The organism is Brachybacterium sp. HMSC06H03, from assembly GCF_001807385.1.
GTDB classification, from domain to species: Bacteria; Actinomycetota; Actinomycetes; order Actinomycetales; family Dermabacteraceae; genus Brachybacterium; species Brachybacterium conglomeratum.
On sequence record NZ_KV788955.1, the window covers coordinates 1 to 20717 of the forward strand.

Here is a 20717-nt window from a genome sequence, read left to right on the forward strand (position 1 = left end):
CCCGCGCCGCCGTCCAGGCGCTGCGCGCCCTGCCGGGCGTCGACCCGCAGCGGGTCGCCGTCGCCGGCGGATCCGGGGGAGGGGCGGTCGCCCTGCTGCTGGCCGCGGCCGACGAGACGATCACCGCGGCGCTGGTCGCGACCTACTTCTGCAGCTTCGCAGCGAGCATCGCCTCCATCCGGCACTGCCCCTGCAACATCGTCCCCGGCCTGCTGCCCGAGCTCGAGATGGCGGACATCGCCGCACTCATCGCGCCGCGCCCGCTGGTGATCGAGGCGGGGGAGCGGGACCCCCTGTTCCCGATCATCGCGACCCGCGAGGCCTTCTCCCTTCTCCCACCGGTGTGGGAGGCGCGGGGTGCCGTCCCGCCCGAGCTCGTCGTCACCCCGGGCGGGCACGCCTTCCGCGCCGAGCGCTCGCTCGACGCTCTCCTCGAGCGTATTCTCGCTTCCTGAGCAGGCACGCCGAGCTTCGTCAACCAAACGGATGACGAGCGACTCGACGTGGCGTCCCGCCACTGCTCGAGGGTGGGGAGGTCGAGGCTTCCTGATCCGCGCCCGCGCGGCCGTCGGGCTTCGGGTTCGTCGGCCACGCCGGCGCGCGTCGGCCGTGCCGCCATCACCGCGCCCGTGCCTGTCGGCCCTGCAGTCCTCGTCCGTCGGCCGCGCACGCGCCTCCTCGCTGTCAGAGTGACAAGATCGAGTGTTTGCGCCCAGGGGTGGGGGAGATGTCCTCTTCTGCCGTACGGTGAACCGTGTGCTGATCGCTGCACCCCGACGAGGGGACGCGCGCGGCGCCCGAGACCTCAGTCCCTGTTCCTTCGACGATTGTGAATCCCTTATGCAGGTAGCTGCCCGCAACAAGCTGTCCGCTCCCCCTCGCCTGGCCAAGAACGGCCTGCGCATCACCCCGCTCGGCGGCCTCGGCGAGGTCGGCCGCAACATGACCGTGTTCGAGCACCACGGCAAGCTGCTCATCGTGGACATCGGCGTGCTCTTCCCCGAGGATCACCAGCCCGGCATCGACGTGATCCTGCCGGACTTCACCTCGATCCGCGACCGCCTCGACGACATCGTCGGCATCGTGCTCACCCACGGCCACGAGGACCACATCGGCGGCGTCCCGTACCTCCTCAAGGAGCGGGCCGACATCCCGCTGTACGGCTCGGAGCTCACCCTCGCCTTCGTCACCGCGAAGCTCAAGGAGCATCGCATCACCCCGAAGACCATGCAGGTCAAGGCCGGGGACCGCCAGAAGGCCGGGCCCTTCGACCTCGAGTTCGTCGCGGTGAACCACTCCATCCCGGACTCCCTCGCGGTGTTCATCCGCACCTCCGCCGGCACCGTGCTGCACACCGGCGACTTCAAGATGGACCAGTTCCCGCTCGACGGCCGCATCACCGACCTGCGCGCCTTCGCGCGCCTGGGCGAGGAGGGCGTGGACGTGTTCCTCACCGACTCGACCAACGCCGAGGTCCCCGGCTTCACGATGAGCGAGCGGGACCTCACCCCCGCGATCGACCGGGTCTTCGCGACCTCGCCGCGGCGCGTGATCGTCTCGAGCTTCGCCAGCCACGTCCACCGCATCCAGCAGGTGCTCGATGCCGCCCACGCCAACGGTCGCAAGGTCGCCTTCGTGGGCCGCTCGATGGTGCGCAACATGAAGATCGCGCGCGAGCTCGGCTACCTCTCCATCCCGCGCGGCCTGGTCGTCGACTTCCGCAAGATCCAGTCGATGCCCGATCACAAGATCACCCTGATCTGCACCGGTTCCCAGGGCGAGCCGATGGCGGCGCTGGCGCGCATGGCCAACGGCGACCACCAGATCCAGGTGGGCGAGGGCGACACCGTGCTGATGGCCTCCTCGCTGATCCCCGGCAACGAGAACGCGATCTACGGGATCATCAACAAGCTCATCGACCTCGGCGCGAACATCGTCCACAAGGGCAACGCGAAGGTGCACGTCTCCGGTCACGCGAGCGCCGGCGAGCTCGTGTACTGCTACAACATCGTGGGGCCGAAGAACGTGCTGCCGGTGCACGGCGAGTCCAAGCACCTGCACGCCAACGCCGACCTCGCCCGGAAGACCGGTGTGCCCGAGGACCGCGTGGTCGTCGGCTTCGACGGCGTGGTCGTGGACCTCGTGGACGGGAAGATCAAGGTCGTCGGCAAGGTCGACGCGGGCCTCGTCTACGTGGACGGCCAGACCATCGGCACCGCCACCGAGGACACCCTCGCCGAGCGCCGCATGCTCTCCGGCGGCGGCGTGGTCACAGTGGTCGCGCTGATCGACCCCAAGACCCACAAGCCGGTCGAGCCGGTCGAGTTCCTCACCAAGGGCTTCGTCCACGACAAGAAGATCTTCGAGGGCGCCTCCGCCCAGGTCGAGAAGGCGCTCGCGCAGTCGAAGACCGACAAGATCGACGACATCGCCGAGATCGAGCAGATCGTGGTCGACACCGTCAGCAATCACCTGCGCCGCACCTACCGCCGCGAGCCCGCGGTGATGGCCGTGGTCATCGACTCCTGAGCCCCGGCCCATCCCGGCGCGGCCGACGTCCGTCGTCGGCCCCGCACGATGGCCCCTCCGGCCCGCGTCACAGCGGTGCTGGAGGGGCCGTCGGCTCAGCCGATCCAGATCTGGCAGATGTTGCTGCGGGTGAACGTGATGACTCGATCGACATGGAGGAGCCCCTCGAGGGCCACTGGATCGTTGTCGAGCGCCCCGGTGATGCGCGCGCGAGCCGTGCGTCGGCCACCTCAACGCGACAGGTTGCGTGACGGCGGGTTGAGTGAACCCGCTTCACGTGCCCGTACTTGCCCGCCGCCCTGGACCCGCCGCTGAACAGCTTGCGCCCACCGAGCCTCGTCGTGTGCGACTCTACGGCGGTGCCGGCCGACGGGGCGGGGCAAGCGGAGGGACGGGTGATGACAACGACGAACACGGCTCTGGAGGTGGGCGATGACGGCCGTCGGCGGATCCGGCGCCGGCGACGAGCCGAGCCTTGCGGGCGCGCGGGCGCCGCTGCAGCTGCTGGTCGGCGGGGCGAGCAGGGAGGAGCTGCACGCGCGGCTCGCGAAGCTCGGCATCCAGCTGAACGACGGCGCGCGCACGCTTCTCGAGGATTCGTGCTTCGACACCCGCGCACCGGAGACGCTCGAGGTCGTGCAGCGCAGCCTCCACCAGCTCGGCCTCGCCTCAGGCGGCGCCCTCCCGCAGATCTCCGCTGCGGCACGGGCGCAGGGTCTCGCCCCGCTACCGCCGGACACCGGCCCTTACCTCCGCCTCGCCATCACGGACCAGGGGCAGGCCCCGGACTCGATCCTCTCCGCCGGGAGGGCGCCGACCGGCGCCGTGCACGTCCACTCTGCACCTCTCCGCCCGGACCACGACTACCCCAAGGGCTTCTACCTGCGTGTCGTCGACGGCGTCACCTGGCTGCGGGGCTTTCGCTGCGACGACGAGTACGTGTGGCCGGCCGACGCCGTCCTCGCCCTGCGCGCCCCCGAGGGGTGAGGGGTCCCCGCGTCATCTGACCGCGAGGCGGTGCCTGAGCGCTGAGCGCACCGCGGCGTCCGACCGAGCGGCGGCGCCCGAACGCACCGCGGCACCCGCCGTCCCACCCCGTGGACGAAGTGGCCCAGCTCACCGCCTGGCGACGTTCCGCCCCTAGGCTTCGAGAATGTTCTCCTGCCTGTCGCCCGGAGCGCTGGGGCTCCCCCTGGACCACACCGCCGCCATCGATCTCGCGCTCGCGCACGGCTTCGGGGGAGTGGACCCCGACCCCGAGCACTTCCGCACCCTCCTGGCCGACGGGGGCCTCGAGGCCGTCTCCGCCCACGGTGACGCCCTGCGGGCGAAGGGCCTGCAGTGGGGGATGGCTGGTCTCCCGATCGCGCTGGACTCCCCGGCCGAGGAGTTCCGTGCCGCCCTCGGCTCCTTGCCCGACGCCCTCGAGCTGCTCACCGCCGCCGGGGTCACCGCCGTCGGCACCTGGATCCGCCCCATGCACCAGACCCTCGACCATGCCGCGAACTGGCGCCTGCACGCCGGACGTCTGTCGCTGGTCTCCGAGATCCTCGCCGACCACGGGCTGCGGCTCGGACTGGAGTACATCGGGCCGAAGACCTTCTGGTCCACCGAACGCCACCCCTTCGTCCACGACATCACCGACGCCCGCGCCCTCATCGCCGAGACCGACGCTAGCAACATCGGCCTGATCCTCGACAGCTACCACTGGTTTACCGCCGGGGAGACCCCCGAGGACCTCACGGGCCTGGCCGCTTGCGACATCGTCTCCGTCGACATCAACGACGCCCGCCCGGACCGGGCGCGTGACGAGCAGATGGACCTCGACCGCCGCCTGCCCTACGACACGGGCGTGATCGACCTCGACGGGTTCATGGGCGCGATCCGCACCGCCGGGTACACCGGCCCCGTGAAGGTCGAGCCGTTCATGAAGAGCCTCGCCGAGCAGCCCGTCGACGAGGTCCTCGCCGACATCTCCTCCCGCCTGGACCGGGCGATCACCGGCGCCTGACCCGCCCCGGCCTGGCCGGCGCAGTGGCTACTGGTACGAGACGAACCAGGGGCGCGGCTCCAGGGCGTAGGTCTCCTCCGGGGTGAACATCGGGGTGTCCTCGTCGTGGAAGTTCTTCCATGCCATGAAGATCCCGCCCGGCAGGTCCTGCTGGAGGGCGTTCCAGGTGGCGAGCTTGTCCTCGGGGGTGCCGTGCCCGTCGGCGTGCAGGGTGATCGCGAGCTCGGGGCGGGAGGTGTCCACGTCCTGACGGTCCGAGATCATCGAGAGGTTGAACTGGTGCAGGATCAGCACCTTCTGCGGCAGGCCGTGCTCCGCGGTGAGATCCGCGAGCCAGGTCGAGACCTCGTTGATCTCCGCCGCGGTGACCGAGCCGATCTGCTCGAGATGCTTCTGCCCCGGCTCCAGCCGCCACTCGGCATCCAGCGCCAGGCCGACGTGCGGGGCGGTCAGCAGCTCCTCGTAGAGCTTCGCCTGGGTGAGGAAGTCGGTGGTGCCCGGCTGCAGGTCCAGCACCACGTACACCCCGGCCTCGCCCGCCGCATCGACCCACTCGCGCAGGCCCTCGACGCCGAGCTCGGAGGAGAAGTCCCCGTCGCCGCCCGGCTCCGAGGAGGCGATCGTCGTGATGATCTCGAGCGCGGGGACGACCGGCTCCTCGGCGAGCCCCTCGTACTCAGCGACCATCTCCTGCACCCGCTCGAGGGTCTGCTCGAGGTCCTGCTCGCCGAGGATCCCGAGCGAGGGCACGGCGGGGGAGCCGTAGGCCGCGATCATGCGCCGGCCGGGGAAGGCGGTGATGCCGCCGCCGGGCAGCTCGGTCGTCGTCGCGGCCCGTGCCATCGCCTCCACCAGCGCCGAGGCGTCTCCGAAGGAGTCGCCGAGCGCGAGTGCGCCCACCGAGGCGTCCTCGCCGGCCGCCTCCTTCGCCGCGGCGACGCTCTCGCTGCTGCGGCCGACGTCCCCGCCGGGCGTCTCGACGACGGAGCCGCCCGCGGCCGTCACCACGGCGCTCGCGAGCGCCTGCGCGGGCGAGGCCGCCTCCGGGTCGACCAGCAGCGTCACGGCGGTCGTCGCCTCCCCGGCGGAGACCTTCGGGAGGTCGGGGTTCTCGGCGGAGAGGTCGATCTCGACGACCTCGCGCCCGTCCCCGAGATCGCCGGGGTCCATGCCCGCCGGGACGACGAGCGTGCCGGCGCCGAGCCGCTCGATCTCGTCGGCGACCGTCTGGTCGACGCCCGCCAGGAGCGGGGCGGGGAAGTCCTCGAGCCTCGGCAGCAGCGCCTCGAGCGAGGCCTTGTCGGCGAGGACGGCGACGTCCGAGGAGGTGAAGAGTGCCGCGCTCAGGGCGGCGGACGCCGCGGGGAGATCGTCGCCCGGCAGCACCGTGGTCTCGGGGGACCCGACGCGCTCGACGGAGAGATCGCCCTCGGTGCAGGCCGCGAGGCCTCCCGCGAGCGCGAGCACCGTCGCGCCCGCGAACGTTCGCCGGGTGATGCTCGCCGGTCGTCGGTCTCGTGCTGTCACGGCGGTGACCTCCTCTGCGATGTGGGCGCATGCCGGCGATCGGGACGGGTCGAGCCCGGGCTGGTGCGGTCGCATGGCGCCCATGCTGTCAGAGCCGCGGAAGGGCGGATGGCACGGAGAACCCCGTGTCGGATCTCTCCGGCTGGTCGTCGTTCCTCGCTGCGGACCCGATGCGGTCGGCACGCGCTTGCCTGGCTGAGCGGCTCCGTGGTCTAATCATTCGAGATGGAAAGCGGTTACCGCCGCAGGGTTGCGAGTGCGGCCCAAGGACCTCGAAGGAGAGCAGTCACATGGCAGAACGCAGGATCGGCATCATCGTCAACGGCGCGACCGGGCGCATGGGCTACCGCCAGCACCTGGTCCGCTCCCTCCTCGCCATCCGCGACCAGGGCGGTGTCGAGCTCGAGGGCGGCGACCGGCTCATGCCGGACCTGCTGCTCGTCGGCCGCAACGAGGAGAAGCTGCGCACGATCGCCGAACGCCACGGACTGAAGAACTGGACCACCGACGTCGACGAGGCGCTCGCGAACCCGGACTACGAGGTCTACTTCGATGCGCTGGTGACGAACCTGCGAGTGGCGAACCTGAAGAAGGCGATCTCCGCCGGCAAGGCGATCTACACCGAGAAGCCCACCGCCGAGTCCTTCGAGGACGCGCTCGAGCTCGCCCGCCTGGCGAAGGAGGCCGGGGTCGTGAACGGCGTCGTCCACGACAAGCTCTACCTCCCCGGCCTGCTCAAGCTGCGCCGCCTGATCGACTCCGGCTTCTTCGGCGAGATCCTCTCCGTGCGCGGCGAGTTCGGCTACTGGGTCTACGAGGGCGACTGGCAGAGCGCCCAGCGCCCCTCCTGGAACTACCGCTCCGAGGACGGCGGCGGCATCGTCGCGGACATGTTCCCGCACTGGAACTACGTCATCGAGGAGCTCTTCGGCCGCATCGAGGACGTCTACGCCCAGACCGCCACCCACATCGGGACGCGCTGGGACGAGCAGGGTCAGGAGTACACCGCCACCGCCGACGACGCCGCCTACGGCGTCTTCCGCCTCGAGGGCGGCACCGTCGTGCAGATGAACTCCAGCTGGGACGTGCGCGTCCACCGCGACGAGCTGGTCGAGTTCCAGGTCGACGGCACCAAGGGCTCCGCCGTCGTGGGCCTCCACGGCGCGCACATCCAGCCGCGCGAGGCGACCCCGAAGCCCGTGTGGAACCCCGACGTCAAGGATCCCCACAACTACTACGACGACTGGATCGAGGTCCCCGACAACGCCGGGCCCGACGGCTTCGACAACGGCTTCAAGGTGCAGTGGGAGGACTTCCTGCGCCATGTGGCAGGCGCTGAGGAGGGTTCCGACTATCCGTACGACTTCCTCTCCGGCGCGCGCGGCGTGCGGCTCGCCGAGACCGGCCTCGCCAGCTCGGCGGAGGGTCGCCGCATCTCCCTCGACCCGCTGACGGAGGTGTGAGAGACATGAGCGACCTGCAGCTGACCCTCCTCGGCGAGGACGGCGCCCTGCGCCGCATCCCGCTCGCCGAGGCCCCCGCCTTCGCCCGCCCCACCGCGCCGCTGCGCTCCCGCGTGGTGTACGCGGCGGTGCACGTGGTCCCGCTGGTCCACGGAGACAACACCCCCGGCGCCCCTGCCCGGATCGACTGGGATGCGACCCTCGCCTTCCGTCGCACCATGTGGTCGCGCGGGCTCGGCGTGGCCGACGCGATGGACACCGCCCAGCGCGGCATGGGCCTGGACCCCGCCGCGACCCGCGAGCTGATCTCCCGCACCGCCGACGCCGCCCGCGCCGCGCTCGAGGACCCGGAGATCTCCGCCGTGTTCCCCGCCGGGGCCACGGTGAGCGACCTCGTCGTCGCCGGTGTCAACACCGATCAGCGCACTGAGCAGGACCTCAGCCTCGACGAGATCGTCGAGGCGTACGTCGAGCAGCTCCGCGCGACCGAGCAAGCCGGCGCCGGCGCCGTGCTCATGGCCTCCCGCCACCTCGCCCGCACCGCGCGCTCCGCCGCGGACTACGAGGAGGTCTACCGCCGCGTCCTCGCCGAGGCGAGTGCCCCGGTGGTCCTCCACTGGCTCGGCACCGTCTTCGACCCGCAGCTGGGCGGATACTTCGGCAGCGACGACCCCGCCGTCGGGGCGGACACCCTCCTCCGCATCATCGAGGCGGACACGACGAGGATCCGCGGCGTCAAGATGAGCCTGCTGGACGACGCCGCCGAGATCGCCGTGCGCGAGCGCCTGCCGGAGGGCGTGCGCATGCTGACCGGGGACGACTTCCACTTCTCCCACCTCATCGTCGGCGACGGCGCCGTGACGACCGGGGCCGACGAGCAGCAGGTCCGTGGGGAGTACTCCGACGCGCTGCTCGGCGCCTTCGCCGCGACCGCTCCCGCCGCCTCCGCCGCCGTGCAGGCGCTGGACCGCGGCGACGTGGACGAGGCGCGGCGCATCCTGGACGCCGCCGAGCAGCTGGGGCGGCACGTCTTCTCCGCCCCGACCTACCACTACAAGACCGGGGTCGCGTTCCTGGCCTGGCTGAACGGCCACCAGCAGGCGTTCACCATGGTGGGCGGCATGCACTCCGCCCGCAGCCTCCCGCACCTCTCGCGCACCATCGAGCTCGCCGCCGCCACCGGCAACCTCGAGGACCCGGCGCTGGCCGCCGAGCGCTGGCACGCGATGCTGCGACTGGCCGGCTACGAGATCGAGGCTCCGTCGGCGTCGCACGACCGCGCCGCACTCGACGACCTGGCCCCCGCCCTGACAGGAGACCTCGCATGACCACGCAGACCAGCACCCCGACGAGCGTGACCAGCGAGGCCGCCACGGTGCCGCGCCTGTCCCTGAACCGCTGGACCTTCCGCACCACACCGGTGCAGGAGTTCCTCGAGGCGACCGTCTCGCGCGGCATCGGCGCCGTGGGCCTGTGGCGCCAGGACGTCGCCGAGGTGGGCCTGGACGCGCTGCGCCGCCGCGTGGACGATGCCGGGCTGCGTGTCAGCTCCCTGTGCCGCGGCGGGTTCCTCACCGCCTCCGCCGAGGCGGACCGGGCCGCGGCGCTGGAGGACAACCGTCGGGCCATCGACGAGACCGCGATGCTGGGCGCCCCCACCCTGGTCATGGTCGTCGGCGGGGTGGACCGCGCCGACAAGGACATCGTCGGCGCCCGCGGCCGGGTCACGGAGGCGATCGCCGAGCTCGCCCCCTACGCCGAGCACCGCGGGGTCACCCTCTCCCTCGAGCCGATGCACCCGATGTTCGCCGCCGACCGGGCGGTGCTCTCCACCATCGATCAGGCCCTCGACGTCGCCGAAGCCTCCGGCAGCTCCGCCGTCGGCGTCGTCGTGGACACCTACCACGTGTGGTGGGACCCGTACCTCGAGCGCGCCGTCCAGCGCGCCGCGGCCTCGGATCGTCTGCTCGCCTACCAGGTGTGCGACTGGAACCTGCCGCTCGCCGCCGAGCCGCTGCACTCCCGCGGCTACATGGGCGACGGGTTCATCGACTTCCCCTCGATCACCCGCATGATCAAGACCGCCGGCTTCACCGGCGACATCGAGGTGGAGATCTTCAACGAGGACGTCTGGGCGACCCCCGCCGAGGAGTCGGCGCGGATCATCGCTGAGCGGTACCAGGAGCTCGTGCTGCCCTACGCGTGAGGCACCGGGCTGCGGGCCCCTGTCGCCGCCGGGGTGCCCTGCCAGGGCCTGGCTCGCGCCGGGAGGGGGTGGTGGACTCGATCCGTCTCCACCCCCTGCGCGAGGAAGGTCCCCGCCTGCCGTGACCACCACCCGTCCCGCGCCGTCCGCGCCGGCCGTCTCCCGGGCCCTGCCCTGGATCCTGCTGCTGCTGACGGTCTTCGGCCCCATCTCTATGGACCTCTACCTCCCGGCGCTGCCCGCGCTGACCCGGGAGCTCGAGGCCACCACCTCGATCGCCCAGCTCACCGTGACCGCCTGCCTGCTGGGCCTCGCCGCCGGGCAGCTGCTCGCCGGTCCCGTCTCCGACCAGCACGGACGGCGCCGCGTGCTGCTCACCGGGGTGAGCGCCTATGTGCTGACCTCGACGCTGTGCGCGCTCAGCCCCAGCATCGAGGTGCTCGTCGCCGCGCGCTTCGTGCAGGGGCTGGCCGGAGGCGTCGGCATCGTGATCGCCCAGGCCGCGGGCCGCGACATCTTCGACGGCCGCGAGCTGATCCGGTTCTACGGCCGGCTCGCGGTGGCCGGGCCGACCGCCGCGATCCTCGGCCCCATGATCGGCGGCCTGCTGAACACGGTCGTGGACTGGCGCGGGCTGTTCGGCTTCCTCGCGCTCGTGGGACTGGTGCTGCTGGTGATGTCGGCGCGGCTGTTCACCGAGACGCACCCGATCGAGCGGCGCACCGCGGGCGGCATGCGACGCACCGGCGCCGCGCTGCGCGTGCTGGTCGCGGACCGGGTGTTCGTCGGAGCCGTGCTCTCCCAGGGGTTCGTGTTCGCGGCGATCTTCTCCTATCTCGCGGGCTCCACCTTCGTGCTCCAGGAGATCTACGGCCTGTCCCCGCAATGGTACGCGGCGGCGTTCGCGCTGAACTCCGCCGGAGGAGTGTTCTTCGGATGGTTGGGCGGCCGCATCGCCGAGCGGTGGAGCGTGCACGGCGCTCTCTTCCTCGGCATCGCGCTGACCGGCGCGGGCTGCCTCGGCCTGCTGCTGGCGGGACTGGTGCCGATGCCGCTCGCGGCGGTGATCGCCTCACTGTTCCTGCTGGCCTCCGGCGCCCAGTTCTGCTCCCCGGGCGCGACCACGCTCGCCCTGGCCGAGTACCCGCAGATGGCCGGCACCGCGAGCTCGATCCTCGGTACCGTCCGCTACGGCTTCGGGGGCCTGGCCGCCCCGTTCGTCGGGATCGCGGGCTCGCTGAGCATCCTGCCGCTGGGCGTGATCACCACCGGCACCGCGGTCCTCGCCGCCGCGGCCGCGCTGCTGACGCTGCGACGTCGACCCGCCCCGGTCCAGGCGACGGCGACCTGACGTCGCGGCGCCTCTCCGTCGCGGGCGGTGGAACCCGGCTACGGAGCCAGGGAGTCGAGCAGTACGATGTCCGCCTCCGACCCGGCGGCGGTCAGCTTCTCGTCGGCTGTCACGAGCGGGGCTCCCAGCAGCTCGGCGAGGGCGAGGTACCCCGCGTCGTAGGCGGTGCAGCGATGGCGCAGATCCCAGATCCGCTCCGCCAGCAGCGCGGTCCCATAGCGCGTGATCGACATCGAGAAATAGGTCCTCAGGGCGGCGTGGGCGTCCTCGGGCATGATGCGCCGTCCCCGCTCCAGGCCTCGCAGCACCGACACGATCTCGACATCGAGCAGATGCGGGGCGGCCAGCGTCGCCTCGCCCAGCACGGATATCAGCTCCGGCGGCGGCGCATCGCCGACCAGGGCCTCGACCATCGCCGACGCGTCCACGACGACCACCTGCGCGTCCACGACGATCACCGGCGCGAGTCCCGCAGCGCGTCGAGGATCTCGCTGCGGGTCGGCGCGGATGCCCGAGGCTCCTCGCGCAGGGAGCGGAGGAGGTCGGCGTTGCTCGGCGATGCGGCGATCCGGGCGAGCTCCTGGTTGACATACGCGGACAGGGAGGTGCCGGAGCGCGCCGCGCGCAGCTTCAGCTCGGCGGCGACTTCCTCAGGGACGTCCCGGATGTACAGAGTCGACATGGAGCAATGCTAGCAGTCTGCTAGCAGAGTGGGTCGCGGAGCGCCACCGGTTCGTGCGGGTGTGCCTGAGCCTGCCCACGGCGAGGGCACTCGTCAGTGGGCCGCGAGCGCCGTCGACTCGCGCAGCTGCACCTCGCCGCGCACGTGCGCCTCGCGTGCCGCGGCATCTGCGACGCGCCCACCCGTCGGGTCGTCGTCGGCCGCCCCTGAGTCCGCGGCGCCCGCCGCGCCCTCGCCAGCCGTGTTCCCGTCCCCGGCCTGCTCGTCGGCCGCCCGGCTCGCCGCCGGGGTGCCCTCGAGCACCCACTCCACGACCCGTCCGGCCATCTGGGACAGCGGCAGCTCGATGGTGGTCAGCGCCGGGTTCGCGTCGGCCGCGGCGACGACTCCGCCGTAGCCCGCGACCGCGACCCGACCCGGTACGTCCAGGCCGCGACGGTGCAGCTCGCCGAGCGCGCCGAGGGCCATGACGTCGGCCGGGGCGAACAGGCACAGCGGCTCGGAGCCGGCGTCGGAGGAGTCCTCGAGGTGCTCGGCGATCCGGGCGGCGGCCTCGACCCCGCCGTCGCGGGTGAGGTCCGCGGCGATGCTCAGCTCGGGCTCGATCCCCGCCTCGGTGAGCCCCGCGACGAAGCCGCCGGTGCGCTCGCCGGCCGAGGGGATCCCCGCGATGCCCTCGACGACGGCGAAGCGCCGGTGCCCCTCGACGACCAGGGCGGTGGCGAGCTCGTGCGCGGCCCCGGCATCGTCGGCGACGATCGTCCTGCCCACGCCGAGGGACTGTCCGAGCCCCACCACCTTCCCGCCGTTGCGCTCGAAGCCCTCCAGCAGCGTGCTGATCGCGGTGTCGTCCTCGGTGCCGTAGCGGTGCGAGCCGACGAGCACGAGCGCGTCGACCTGCTGGGCGAGCAGGGAGCGCAGCGCACGCACCTCGGTGTCGATCCGACGGCCGGTCTGGGTGAGCAGCACCTGGGACTGCGAGGCGAAGACCTGCTGCTGGACCTCGCGCGCGATCGTCGCGAAGTACGGGTCGGTGATGTCGTGCACGACCAGGCCGATCAGGCCGGAGCGGGAGCGGGCCAAGGCCTGCGCCTGTGCGTTGGGGACGTAGCCGAGGCGGTCCGCGGAGGCACGCACACGCTCGGCGACCTCCTTGCCGGGCACGCGGGCCGAGCCGTTGAGGACCCGGGAGGCGGTGGCGAGCGAGACGCCCGCATCCTTGGCGACGTCGCTGAGGCGCACGGCGGGCATCGGGTCTCCTTCATCCAGGGGGCGGGCGCACCGGGGTGGTCCGACGGGACGGCCGGGAAACGCTGTCCCGAGAGGGTCAGCATAACGATCCGGCCACGGCCGTGAGGGCGTCACGGGGAGGATCGTGGCCGTGATCTCGCTCCGGTCGCGCGCGGGACCGGGAGCGCTCTCACCGGGCGAGCTCCTCGCCGGCGGTGATCAGGGTGCGCAGCGTGTCCGCCTCGCGCTGGAGCAGCGCCGGGTCGTCGCCCGGGATGAACTCGAGCAGCGCATCGCGGTCCGTGCCGTTCTCCGCGAGGATCGCGAAGGCCGACTCCCACAGGTCGGAGCGCTCCGCCAGCGGCAGGCGCTCGCTGCGGGGCCACCAGGAGAAGACGTGGATCGAGGACGTGCGGGGCAGGGCCGCGCGCAGCGTGTCCAGCGCCTCCTGGGTGGGCATGTCCTGGTGGGGCTGCCAGTAGGTGAGCACGTTCGCGCGCCCCACCTCGTCGAGCAGGCGCAGGGTCGAGCCGATCTCGTCGGTGAGGGTGCCGCCGTGGAACTCGAGCCCGACCTCCAGGCCGTGCTCGGCCGCGCGGTCGGCGAAGCGCTGGATCCGGCCGACGGTCCGAGCGCGCTCCTCGGCGGAGGTCTCCGCCGAGCCGGTGCGGGTCGCCCACACCCGCACGCGCGGCACGCCGAGGGCGCGGGCCGCCGCGATCACCGCCCCGCCCTGCGCGTGCACCTCCGCGTCGGAGCCGACGAACGACAGATAGGAGCCGTAGGAGGTGACGACGAGCCCGGCCGCCTCGGTGAGCGTGAGGGCGTGCGTCGCGGCGTCGAGATCACCCGGCGGGACGTGCGCGTCCCCCGCCCATTCGATCCCCTCGAGGCCCGCGGCCGCGGCGTGGTGCACCACGTCCTCGACCGCGAGCTCGCGGAAGGTCACGGAGCACAGGCCCGGGCGGATGATGCGGATCCCTCCGATCGCGACATTGCGGGAAAGCGGTCACGAGCAGGCTATCGCAGGCCGACGCGCGGGCGGGCGGCGCTCTGCGGGGCTGCCGTCGGTCGAGCTGTCGCGCGATGGTGCCGGGGCTCGATGGTGCTGGCGGTCGAAGGCGTAGCTGGGCCCGGAGGTGCCTGTCCTCGCCGGAAAGGCCGTACATCATGTACATCATGTACGTGGTTTCGCGACAGACACCCCCAATGCGGTGGCGCGGCCGGAACTGAGGGATGGCGCGGCCGTCAGCCCTTCCCGAGCAGCGTCGCCATCGGCACGAAGTCCGTGAACTCGGGGTCGAGTCTCGAGCCGCCTCCCGCGGTGTCGGTGGTCGCGATGCCATCGGATTCCTCGGCCGTCGGGCCGTCCTCGCCCGCATCGGCGGACGCCTCGGCCGCCGCAGCGACCTCGCCCGTGCGTGCGCGCACCATGGTCGCGAGCTCGCTCGCGGCGCGGCGCACCCGGGCGGCGAGCGGCTGCTCGTCGGCCTGCCCCTCGGTGTCGGCCCCGAAGTCGGCCGGGGCCGCGAACACGACCGTCGGCACCACCTCGGACTTCAGATAGCTGAACATCGGCCGGATCGCGTAGTCGATCGCGAGGGAGTGGCGGGCGGTGCCCGCGGTCGCGCCGAGCAGCACAGGCCTGCCCTTCCACAGCTCGATGTCCAGCGCGTCGAAGAACAGCTTGAACAGCCCCGAGGGGCCGACGTTGAAGACCGGCGTCACCGCGATCACCGCGTCGGCCGCGCGCACCTGCTCGATCACCAGGGCGAGGCGCTCGCTGGGGAAGCGGGTGAGCAGGGCGTCGGTGATGTCGTGGGCGTACTCGCGCAGCTCCACGGTGCTCACCTCGACCTCGGCCCCGTCCGCGCCCAGGGCCGCGGCGGCCTCGCGGGTCAGCTGATCGGCGAGCATGCGGGTGGAGCTCGGGGTGGAGAGCCCCGCGCTCAGGGCGAGGACCCGGTAGCCGGTGGATGCGGCGGTCACCGGCGGGCCTCTTTCGCGTCCTCGGCGCGCAGGCCGGTCCAGTTGTCGCCGGTCTCGAACTTGTAGCTGTCGTCGAAGGCGCCGTGCTCCGCCTCCGCGGCGGCGACCCGGGCGGCGTGGGTGGGCGCCTCGGGCACGTCGGCCGGCTTGCGGGCCTCGAGCTCGCGGCGCAGCACCGGCACCACCTCGGTGCCCAGCAGCTCGATCTGCTCCAGGACCGTCTTCTGCGGCAGGCCAGCGTGGTCCATGAGGAACATCTGGCGCTGGTAGTCGCCGACGTGGTCGGCCATGGTCAGGTAGCGCTCCACGACCTGCTCGGGGCAGCCGACGGTCAGCGGGGTCTGTGCGGTGAAGTCCTCCATCGAGGGGCCGCCGCCGTAGACGGGGGCGTTGTCGAAGTAGGGGCGGAACTCGTTCCACGCGTCCTGGGAGTTCTTGCGCATGAACGCCTGGCCCCCGAGGCCCACGTAGGCCTGATGGGCCTTGCCGTGGCCGTAGTGCTCGTAGCGCTCGCGGTACAGCTGCACCATCTGCTTCGTGTGGCTCATGGGCCAGAAGATGTTGTTGTGCAGGAAGCCGTCGCCGTAGTACGCGGCCTGCTCGGCGATCTGCGGGGAGCGGATCGAGCCGTGCCACACGAAGGGCGCCACGCCGTCCAGCGGGCGCGGGGTGGAGGTGAACTGCTGCAGCGGGGTGCGGAACTGGCCCTCCCAGTTCACGACGTCCTCGGTCCACAGCCGGCGCAGCAGGTCGTAGTTCTCGATCGCGATCTCGATGCCCTTGCGGATGTCCTGCCCGAACCAGGGGTAGACCGGGCCGGTGTTGCCGCGGCCCATCACGAGGTCCACGCGGCCGCCGGTGAGGTGCTGCAGCATCGCGTAGTCCTCGGCGATCTTCACCGGGTCGTTGGTGGTGATCAGCGTGGTCGCGGTGGAGAGGATGATCCTCTCGGTCTGCGCGCCGAGATAGGCGAGCGTGGTGGTGGGGGAGGAGGTGACGAAGGGCGGGTTGTGGTGCTCGCCGATCGCGAAGACGTCCAGGCCCACCTGCTCGGCGAGCCTGCCCATCTCGATCATGTTCTTCAGGCGCTCGTTCTCGGTGGGCACCTTCCCGGTCATGGGATCGGGGGTGATGTCGGCGATGGTGAAGATTCCGAACTGCATGGTGTGCTCCTTGAGGTGCGTCGCGGGCGTCCGGGAGGGCAGTGGCGGGGTCCCGCCCGGACCCGCCGAGAAGATGCTACAACTTTAAACTATCTCGGGTGGGTCTGGCAAGCATGGGGGTGACTCCGGTCGCCTCGGAGCCGGCCCCGCGGACTTCGGCGAGCCCGCTATCTGCGCGTTCGCGCCCACCGGCCGACGGGCAGATGCGAGGATGGCGAGCCATGACCTCCACGAGCATCGAGACCCTGCTGGACGCGACCCGACTGGCCGCCCTCGAGACCACCGAGGGAGGGAGGATCGTGGCGAAGGTGTCAGGCCTCGACCAGAAGGGCACCTCCTACCGCGGCTCCCTCGTCGAGATCGACGGGGACCGCCTGGTGCCTCTGACTCGCGGAAGCGCCTCGGTCGGTGCCGTGGCCCTCGCCGAGGACGGCACCACCTACTTCACCGCGAAGCGCGTGGGCGAGGGCGGAGAGGAATCCGAGGACGCCCAGCTGTGGGCCCTGCCCGCCCGGGGCGAGGCGCGTGAGCTCGCGAACCGTCCCGGTGGATTCGGCGGCCTCGTCGTCGCCGGACGCCACCTGGTCACCGAGCTCGAGGTCCACTCGCACGCGGCCGACGAGGCCGAGCACGCCGAACTCACCGCGACGCGGAAGAAGGCCAAGGTCAGCGCCGCGTTCCACACCGGCTTCCCGACCCGGTACTGGGACCACGACCTCGGCCCCACCCGCCCTGTCCTCGCCATCGCCGCCCTGCCCGAGGATCTCGCCGCCGCCGAGCGCACCGCCGCGCCCTCGGCCGGCGGGGCCGACGCGGACGAGGACGCCGCCACCCAGGTCCTCCACTTCCGCCACGTCACCATGCCGCCCGGACGCCTCGAGGGCTGGGCCGCGGACCGCAGCGGCGAGCAGGCCCTCGTCGCCATGGCCGACTCCCGCGACGACCGCCTCGCCGTCACCGACCTCTACCTCCTCGACCTCGTCGGCGCCCAGCCGCCGCGACTGCTGCGCGAGGGCTCGGACGAGGTCGAGTACGGCCCCGGCGAGTTCAGCCCCTCCGGTGACCGGGTCCTCATCGGCCGCCACCGCCACTGGACGCAGACCGCCTCGCTCCACGCAGGTGTCGAGCTGCTCGACCTCGCCACCGGAGAGTCCGCCCCCGTCTGGCCGGAGCTGGACCACTGGTTCGATCCCGTCTGGCTGGACGAGAACACCCTGGTCGCCGCCTCCGACGACACCGGTCGCGGCTCTGTCTGGATCGGTGGCGTCAGCGATGCCGCGCCGCGCCGCCTCGCCGGCGGCCCCGGCCAGGACCTCGCCTTCTCCGACCTCTCGATCGCCGGCGGCGAGATCATCGCGTCCGCCTCCGGCATCAGGGTCGCCCCGCACCCGGTGCGGATCGACCGCGGCAGCGGCGCGATCGAGGAGCTGCCGAACCCGGCCGACGCGCTCGTCCAGTCGGGCACGCTCACCGAGGTCGCCGCGCAGGCCGAGGACGGCACGGAGCTGCGGGCCTGGCTGCGCATGCCCGACGGCGAGGGGCCGCACCCGCTGGTCGTCTTCGCCCACGGCGGTCCCTGGGGCTCCTGGAACGCCTGGACCTACCGCTGGAACCCCGGCCCCTTCGTCGACGCCGGCTACGCGGTGCTGCTGCCGGACCCCGCGGTCTCCACCGGCTACGGGCAGTCCATGATCGACCGCGGCCAGCACGAGCTCGGCGGCGCCCCGTTCACCGACATCATGGCGCTCACCGACCAGGCGATCGCGCGCGAGGGCATCGACGAGGCCCGCACCGCCTTCGCCGGCGGCTCCTACGGCGGGTACATGGCCAACTGGGTCGCCGGGCACGCCGGGGACCGGTTCCGCTGCATCGTCACCCACGCCTCGCTGTGGGACACCGAGTCCATGGGCCGCACCACCGACAACGCCGCCTGGCACCGGCCGATGCTCGCCCAGAACGCGCGCTACAACCCGCGCGACTTCGTGGGCGAGATCGTGACGCCGATGCTCGTCATCCACGGCGACAAGGACTACCGCGTCCCGATCGCGCAGGGCCACGCCCTCTGGCACGACCTCCACGAGTACTCGGCCACCCCGCGCGACGCGCAGGGCCGCAGCCGCCACCGCTACCTGTACTTCCCCGACGAGGGCCACTGGATCCAGGGCCGCGGCAACGCGCAGGTCTGGTACGAGACCTTCCTCGGCTTCCTCGACGAGCACGTGCGCGGGACGGAGTGGGAGCGGCCCGCGACCCTCGGTTGAGCGGGCGGCCCTGCGCGCTTGACGCCGCTTCGAACGCGTGTTCGACTACCGGGCATGCGGTGGAGTGGACAGGAGATCGGCCCGGGGTCGGAGCGGCAGACGGGCGCGCCCGCGCTGCTGGGCCTGTCGGGCCTGGTGCGCAGCGTGACCACGCCCGAGTTCCAGGGCGTCACCTTCCACGAGGTCACCGCGAAGTCCGCGCTGAACCGCGTGCCCGCCGCCAGCTCGATGCCCTTCGAGTGGACGGTGAACCCGTATCGCGGCTGCTCCCACGCCTGCGTGTACTGCTTCGCGCGCAGCACCCACCGCTATCTCGACCTCGACGCGGGAGCGGACTTCGATCAGCAGGTGATCGTGAAGGTCAACGTCGCCGAGGTGCTGCGGGCCGAGCTCGCCCGTCGTTCCTGGAACGGGGACCTCGTCGCGCTCGGCACCAACACCGACCCGTACCAGCGGGCCGAGGGCCGCTACCGGCTCATGCCCGGGATCATCGACGCGCTCGCCGAGTCGCGCACGCCGCTGTCGATCCTCACCAAGGGCACCCTGCTGCGCCGTGACCTGCCGCAGCTCGAGCAGGCCGCCCGGCGCGTCCCCGTGGACCTCTCGATGTCGATCGCGGTGTTCGACGACGAACTCCAGAAGGCCGTCGAGCCCGGCACCCCCACCACCGCGGCGCGGCTCGCGACCGTGCGCGCCGCGGCCGACGCCGGCTTCGCCGTCACCGTCTTCCTGATGCCGATCATGCCCTGGCTGACCGACGGGGACGCGCAGCTCGACGACGCCCTCGCCCGGATCGCCGAGGCGGGCGCCTCGCGCGTCGTGTTCGGGGCGCTGCATCTGCGGCCGGGGGCGAAGGAGTGGTTCCTCGAGTGGATCCAGCGCGAGCACCCGCACCTGGCCACCGGGTACCGCCGCTTCTACGGCAGCTCCTCCTACGCCCCGGCGAGCTACCGCGCCCAGCTGTCCCGGCGCCTGCGGCCCCTGCTGCGGCGTCACGGCCTGGACGCCCGGGAGGACGAGGATCAGCCGGAGCAGCGACGACTCGCCCGTGGGTCCGCACGCCGGCCCGCCTCACTGCCGCCCGCCCTCGACCCGATGCCGCAGCCGGCCCTGTTCTGACGGAGGCGCCCGTCTCGGCGCGCCCAGGCAACTCGCGCCGCTCCGCACTCGGCCGCGAAGCCCCGGCCCGCACTGTGCACTGCCACGGACCCCTCGCCGCAGCGGCGGCGCCGGCCGGCGGGTCGACTCAGGCGACGGCGTCAGGCGCGGCGGACCAGGTGTCGCAGCTGCGCAGCACGCCCCCGCTGTCCTTCCCCTGCCCCACCCACACCGCACGGGCCTCGGCGCTCGGCTCCCCGGCGGTCGCGGGCGCGGCCTGCGCATCGACCGAGGTCACGAAGCCCTCCACCCTGCCCGCGGGACGGATGCCCTCGGGCATCCGATAGACGGCCGCGGAGGCGAGGCACGAGACCTGCAGGGCGTACCGGCGCTGTGACTCCTCGGCGCGCTCCGGCTCCTCGGCCAGGGAGATCAGCAGCGTCCCGAAGTAGTCGTCCAGCGAGACGGCGCTCATCGCGAACAGCGCGTAGGAGTAGGAGAGGTGCCACATGTACAGCTGAGGCACCTCCTCCGCAGCGGTGTTCGAGAAGCCGGGGTCCCAGGCCGCGGGCCAGTACAGGGTGTTGTCCGCCTGGCACACGACGGGCGTTGCCTCGGAGAAGCGCACGGGATCGCAGGCCGAGTCCTCGGGCAGCGCGTCGACGGTGTAGACGACGACGTCGGGGCCCGTGAACTCGACGCCGGCCGCGCCGAGCGCCTCGCCCCAGCTGGACTCGAGGCAGGAGGCCCCGGCCTCGAGATAGCCGGTCAGCTCCTCCGGCGCGAGTGCGCCGCCGTCGGTGGGCGGCAGCTCGCAGCCGTCGGGGGCCTGCAGCGTCGCCTCCTGCAGCGGGTTCTCGGTGAGGACCTGCTCGAGGCCGTCGGCGGTGCCGGTGGGCTCCTGCCCCTCCTCGAGCGGCTGCCAGACGCCGGGCTCGGACTGGGCGGAGCTGCTCGAGGACTCCGCCGCGGGGGTCGGCTCGGCGTCGCGATTGCCGAGCCACACCGCGGTCAGGCCGCCGCCCACGCCCAGCAGCAGGAGCAGCGCGCAGCCGACGGCGATCGCCGGCACCAGCAGTCCGCGCCGGCGAGGACCGGTCGCGTCGATCCCCGGCGGGGCGCCGGGCGGTGCGGGGGAGGAGGCCGACGGACTCCCGTCGGCCGGCTGCGCTCCCTGCGAGGGGGAGCCCTGCGGCTGCGCGGCGGG

Annotated in this window: 18 protein-coding genes; 10 read left to right on the forward strand and 8 right to left on the reverse strand. The window is 72.4% G+C overall.

All coding sequences use genetic code 11. The features are described 5' to 3' along the window. The 4 genes from HMPREF3159_RS15760 to HMPREF3159_RS15775 form a co-directional block, all read left to right on the forward strand. Positions 1–455, forward strand: a 455-nt coding sequence (locus HMPREF3159_RS15760; RefSeq protein ID WP_210388892.1) for an acetylxylan esterase, incomplete at its 5' end; no start/stop codon positions are given. A 385-nt stretch (positions 456–840) separates the two neighbouring features. Further along, positions 841–2529 carry a ribonuclease J gene (locus HMPREF3159_RS15765; RefSeq protein ID WP_141748268.1) on the forward strand — a complete coding sequence of 563 codons (1689 nt, stop codon included), beginning with the start codon at positions 841–843 and terminating at the stop codon, positions 2527–2529. A 432-nt stretch (positions 2530–2961) separates the two neighbouring features. Beyond that, positions 2962–3516 carry a hypothetical protein gene (locus tag HMPREF3159_RS15770; protein WP_070502155.1) on the forward strand — a complete coding sequence of 185 codons (555 nt, stop codon included), beginning with the start codon at positions 2962–2964 and terminating at the stop codon, positions 3514–3516. A 166-nt stretch (positions 3517–3682) separates the two neighbouring features. Next, positions 3683–4540 (forward strand): sugar phosphate isomerase/epimerase family protein, encoded by an 858-nt coding sequence (locus HMPREF3159_RS15775; protein WP_070502156.1) that lies wholly within the window; start codon positions 3683–3685, stop codon positions 4538–4540. Between the two features lie 27 nt (positions 4541–4567). On the opposite strand, the gene HMPREF3159_RS15780 is transcribed toward HMPREF3159_RS15775, so the two are convergent. Continuing rightward, positions 4568–6067, reverse strand: coding sequence for a hypothetical protein (locus tag HMPREF3159_RS15780; RefSeq protein WP_070502157.1), 1500 nt, complete (start codon positions 6065–6067; stop codon positions 4568–4570). 290 nt (positions 6068–6357) lie between these two features. Here HMPREF3159_RS15780 and HMPREF3159_RS15785 point away from each other — a divergent pair, with 290 nt between their 5' ends. The 4 genes from HMPREF3159_RS15785 (at position 6358) to HMPREF3159_RS15800 (ending at position 11087) form a co-directional block, all read left to right on the forward strand. After that, positions 6358–7530 (forward strand): Gfo/Idh/MocA family protein, encoded by a 1173-nt coding sequence (locus HMPREF3159_RS15785; RefSeq protein WP_070502158.1) that lies wholly within the window; start codon positions 6358–6360, stop codon positions 7528–7530. A 5-nt stretch (positions 7531–7535) separates the two neighbouring features. Beyond that, on the forward strand, positions 7536–8858 hold the full coding sequence (locus HMPREF3159_RS15790; protein WP_070502159.1) for a DUF993 family protein: 1323 nt from the start codon (positions 7536–7538) through the stop codon (positions 8856–8858). Continuing rightward, positions 8855–9736 (forward strand): sugar phosphate isomerase/epimerase family protein, encoded by an 882-nt coding sequence (locus tag HMPREF3159_RS15795; RefSeq protein ID WP_070502160.1) that lies wholly within the window; start codon positions 8855–8857, stop codon positions 9734–9736. The genes HMPREF3159_RS15790 and HMPREF3159_RS15795 overlap by 4 nt, the downstream gene beginning before the upstream one ends. Before the next feature lie 121 nt (positions 9737–9857). After that, complete coding sequence (locus tag HMPREF3159_RS15800) at positions 9858–11087, forward strand: multidrug effflux MFS transporter (RefSeq protein WP_070502161.1); 1230 nt, start codon at positions 9858–9860, stop codon at positions 11085–11087. Between the two features lie 38 nt (positions 11088–11125). Here the strand turns inward: HMPREF3159_RS15800 and HMPREF3159_RS15805 are convergent, their stop codons facing one another. The 6 genes from HMPREF3159_RS15805 to HMPREF3159_RS15830 all read right to left on the reverse strand — a co-directional run bounded on the left by HMPREF3159_RS15805 (position 11126) and on the right by HMPREF3159_RS15830 (position 16151). After that, a complete protein-coding gene (locus tag HMPREF3159_RS15805) occupies positions 11126–11545 on the reverse strand; it encodes a type II toxin-antitoxin system VapC family toxin (RefSeq protein WP_246821657.1) in 420 nt (139 codons plus the stop codon). Then, positions 11542–11769, reverse strand: coding sequence for a FitA-like ribbon-helix-helix domain-containing protein (locus HMPREF3159_RS15810; RefSeq protein ID WP_070502162.1), 228 nt, complete (start codon positions 11767–11769; stop codon positions 11542–11544). Before HMPREF3159_RS15810 ends, HMPREF3159_RS15805 begins: the two co-directional genes overlap by 4 nt. A 93-nt stretch (positions 11770–11862) precedes the next feature. After that, complete coding sequence (locus HMPREF3159_RS15815) at positions 11863–13020, reverse strand: LacI family DNA-binding transcriptional regulator (protein ID WP_070502163.1); 1158 nt, start codon at positions 13018–13020, stop codon at positions 11863–11865. A 169-nt stretch (positions 13021–13189) separates the two neighbouring features. Further along, entirely contained in the window at positions 13190–13948 is a 759-nt protein-coding gene (locus HMPREF3159_RS15820; protein ID WP_070502164.1) for a sugar phosphate isomerase/epimerase family protein, read from the reverse strand. 299 nt (positions 13949–14247) lie between these two features. Further along, positions 14248–14988, reverse strand: coding sequence for a CE1759 family FMN reductase (locus HMPREF3159_RS15825; RefSeq protein ID WP_070502165.1), 741 nt, complete (start codon positions 14986–14988; stop codon positions 14248–14250). After that, positions 14985–16151: an LLM class flavin-dependent oxidoreductase gene (locus HMPREF3159_RS15830; RefSeq protein WP_070502166.1), complete on the reverse strand. Its 1167-nt coding sequence runs from the start codon at positions 16149–16151 to the stop codon at positions 14985–14987. Before HMPREF3159_RS15830 ends, HMPREF3159_RS15825 begins: the two co-directional genes overlap by 4 nt. A gap of 221 nt (positions 16152–16372) precedes the next feature. Here HMPREF3159_RS15830 and HMPREF3159_RS15835 point away from each other — a divergent pair, with 221 nt between their 5' ends. Both HMPREF3159_RS15835 and HMPREF3159_RS15840 read left to right on the forward strand, forming a co-directional pair. After that, the gene (locus HMPREF3159_RS15835; protein ID WP_070502167.1) at positions 16373–18412 is read left to right on the forward strand and encodes a S9 family peptidase; all 2040 of its coding nucleotides are present in this window, start codon (positions 16373–16375) and stop codon (positions 18410–18412) included. A 54-nt stretch (positions 18413–18466) separates the two neighbouring features. After that, on the forward strand, positions 18467–19531 hold the full coding sequence (locus HMPREF3159_RS15840; RefSeq protein WP_070502168.1) for an Rv2578c family radical SAM protein: 1065 nt from the start codon (positions 18467–18469) through the stop codon (positions 19529–19531). A 127-nt stretch (positions 19532–19658) separates the two neighbouring features. Here HMPREF3159_RS15840 and HMPREF3159_RS15845 read toward each other — a convergent pair. After that, positions 19659–20717: hypothetical protein (locus HMPREF3159_RS15845; protein WP_371441716.1), on the reverse strand; the 1059-nt coding region annotated here is incomplete at its 5' end.